General features: G+C 61.7%; 2 protein-coding genes and 1 pseudogene. 1 reads left to right on the forward strand and 2 read right to left on the reverse strand.

Translation table 11 applies throughout. From position 1 onward, the window contains the following. Positions 1-43: 43 nt before the first annotated feature. Positions 44-340, reverse strand: coding sequence for a hypothetical protein (locus AC5JJ6_RS10060; RefSeq protein ID WP_496041908.1), 297 nt, complete (start codon positions 338-340; stop codon positions 44-46). A 230-nt stretch (positions 341-570) separates the two neighbouring features. Then, the gene (locus tag AC5JJ6_RS10065) at positions 571-1,674 is read right to left on the reverse strand and encodes a Do family serine endopeptidase (protein ID WP_496041909.1); all 1,104 of its coding nucleotides are present in this window, start codon (positions 1,672-1,674) and stop codon (positions 571-573) included. Between the two features lie 367 nt (positions 1,675-2,041). Between AC5JJ6_RS10065 and AC5JJ6_RS10070 the strand changes: the two are divergent. After that, positions 2,042-2,295: pseudogene (locus AC5JJ6_RS10070) on the forward strand (ISAzo13 family transposase); the annotation flags it as partial.

A 2,295-nucleotide genomic window follows, 5' to 3' on the forward strand; every position in this document is an offset into this window, starting at 1 on the left:
TGCACTACACCAACGTGCATAGATTCAATACGAGTCCAGTTTGTCAACGGACTGTCAGGGCTTGGTCAAGCGCGTCGAGTGCATTCTTCATGCGGTCACGGACCAGATTGAGGCGATGGCGAGTGGCGCTCAGCGTCAGGCTTTCGGCAGGCGGCGAAGCCAGCGCCTCCAGAGCGCTCATGTGGTGCGGACCGATGATCCGCAGGAGGCTGTCGTAACGAGTAGTTTCACCGCAGCCGCGAGCACCGAGGATCTCCCGAAACCGCTGAAACGACAGACGGTATCCTGAGTGCCAGTGTCGATCAGCGACGCCCAAGTCGAACAGGGTAGCATAATTCATCTAACAACCTCTCACTATCATCGGCTGCCCAGGCTTTGACCTCCCGGCGACTGGTCCGCAGCCTACCCCACTATTCCACACAACCATTAACGTCCATCTGGGATGTCCCCAAGGTTTGGTATTCGTATATGGTTGAATGGGTTGCCGCTGTCTCTGTGCCGTCGTTCTAGAGAAACCTGGTCCCCTGGGGCGTTCTTCTATTCGAGCGAGGATGATGGGCGATCAAACATTTAGCGCCGACTGGATCGTTGATCGTCCTGAATGGTGGCGGTCAGCACACGCCTGGAACCGTCGCGTTGTATGGTCAGGGCCACCGCCTGCCCGACGCGCTTCAGGCCAACGTGGTTGCGGACCTGAGTAGCGCTGTGGATCTGGACGCCGTCAAGGGCAACCACAACATCGCCGCGCTTCAGGCCTGCGCGCTCGGCCGGAGATCCCGGTTCGACTTGGGCAACGACAGCCCCCTCCGCCACACCGACCTGCAGTGCGCCGGCGATCTCGGACGTCAGGTCCTGCACCGCGATGCCAATGCGTCCGCGACGGACCTCGCCGTACTCGATGAGCTGGTCCATGACGGCGCGCGCCATGTTGATCGGTACCGCGAAGCCGATCCCGACATTGCCGCCGCTGGGCGCCAGGATCGCGGTGTTGATCCCGACCAGACGACCGCGCAGATCGACCAGCGCACCACCTGAGTTGCCGGGGTTGATCGAGGCGTCGGTCTGGATGAAGTCCTCGTAGCCCTCAACGCGGAGACCACCGCGCCCAAGTGCGCTGACAATGCCCGAGGTGACGGTTTGGCCAAGACCGAACGGATTGCCGATCGCCACGACGTAGTCACCGACCTGCAGCCGATCGCTGTCGCCGAGTTGAACCGCCTGGAAGCCTTGGCCCTGGATCTGGAGCACGGCGATGTCGGTTCCGGGATCGCGCCCAACCAGCCGGGCCGGGTAACGCTGGTTTTCCCTGGTGGTGACTTCGATCGCGTCGGCTTCCGCCACGACGTGATTGTTTGTCAGCACGTAGCCCCGGCGTGCGTCAACGATGACGCTGGAGCCGCTCGCCGACGTTTCGCGGGGCTGCTGTTGCATATCCGGCAGATCGAAGAAGCGCCGGAAGAACGGGTCATTGAGCAGCGGGTTCACGCTTGGTCCCTTCGCCCTCACCGCGATATTGACCACGCCGGACGTGACCTCGCGGAGCATGGGAGCCAGCGTCGGAACCGGCGGCTCCTGGCTTGTTGCGGGAGCGGGCAGCGCTACCCCGCCGACAACGACGGCAACGGCAAACGCATGGGCGACTGGGGCGAAGATCCGTGAGCCTGCGGCGATCATGTTTGAACCATCCTACTGTCGACTCCGGTTTAACGATCCGCAGATGTTGATACCGACCTAGCGTTGGGCTTCGTGGTACTGGTCACACTGGAAGGGAGCTGAGCATCGGCAACACGATCAGCATCAGAAGACCAAGTGCTGCTGATGCGGCGGCCTCATCCCAGCGGGTAAAATGGGGAGCCAGAACCGGCTCCTTTCTCAGCGCAGCACCGAGGGTCGCCATAAGAACCCAGAAGCAGAAAGACCGCCAGCTTGATCGGCATCATCTCCACTGGGTAAGGAGACGCGCAGGAATAATTGGGACATTTTGGTGTCATGTTTCCAGTATGGATTTTGATCACCTCTGGTGATTGCCACATTCGGCGGCATGATTGATGAGCGTGCGATACGAGAGCGGTACGAGGCGATCCGGAACCAGCTCGACGAGCGGGGACGGCGCCTGTTTGCGGCGGCCGAGGCGCGATCCGCGGGTCGCGGTGGGGTGGTGGCGGTATCGCGGGCGGCTCTATTCGGGTTTCGGGGTGGTGGGCAGCAGGGCGGCCAAGAGGGCCCCGAGCAAGGCTTTACCCCGGCATCTGGCGTTGTGCACAAATTCGAAAAGGGCAAGATAGTAGGGCAGCT

It is taken from the genome of Skermanella sp., assembly GCF_059503625.1.

Coding starts and splice junctions, on each gene's coding strand:
- AC5JJ6_RS10060 (WP_496041908.1), bottom strand. CDS start 340: ATGAATTATGCTACCCTGTTCGACTTGGGCGTCGCTGATCGACACTGG.
- AC5JJ6_RS10065 (WP_496041909.1), bottom strand. CDS start 1,674: ATGATCGCCGCAGGCTCACGGATCTTCGCCCCAGTCGCCCATGCGTTT.